Origin of the sequence: Pseudomonas sp. RGM 3321, assembly GCF_022836805.1 — a bacterium.
Lineage (GTDB): Bacteria > Pseudomonadota > Gammaproteobacteria > Pseudomonadales > Pseudomonadaceae > Aquipseudomonas.
In genome coordinates this window covers 1-443 of record NZ_JALHBH010000034.1, presented here as the reverse complement: position 1 = coordinate 443, position 443 = coordinate 1, and the positions used below count along the sequence as shown (strand labels likewise).

Sequence of the window (443 nt, the reverse complement as noted above, 5' to 3'; positions counted from 1 at the left end):
ATCTTGACGCGTTCTGGGGTTAAGGTGACCGCATTGGGGGACTCCCTTCACCTTGTTGCCCCGACTTGGCGTCCTGACCTTGTTGATGCCTACGACTATGTTGAGGAGATCGGCCGCAAGATTGGGTTTGATCGCATCAAGGCTGTTCTGCCCCCGAGCTTGGGTGCTAGCGGTCTGACGAAGGCTCAGCGGGGTCGTCGTCGGGTGCTGCGTTCAGTTGTCGAGGCTGGGTTCGTCGAGCTCATCACCTTGCCATTCATCGGGGATAAGGATCTCGACGTTCTCGGCATTAGCGGTGATGACACGCGTCACGCAACTGTCAAACTTGCCAATCCGCTTGACGATACTCGCCCCTACCTACGCACTACGTTGTTGCCTGGTCTATTCCATGCAGTAACGACGAATATGTCGCGATCTCAGGATGATCTTGCAGTGTTCGAAAG

Annotated in this window: 1 pseudogene; it reads left to right on the top strand. The window is 55.5% G+C overall.

Features of this window, described 5'->3' with window-relative positions:
* Window positions 1-33: 33 nt before the first annotated feature.
* Window positions 34-443, top strand: a pseudogene (locus RGM3321_RS00120) (phenylalanine--tRNA ligase subunit beta); the annotation flags it as partial.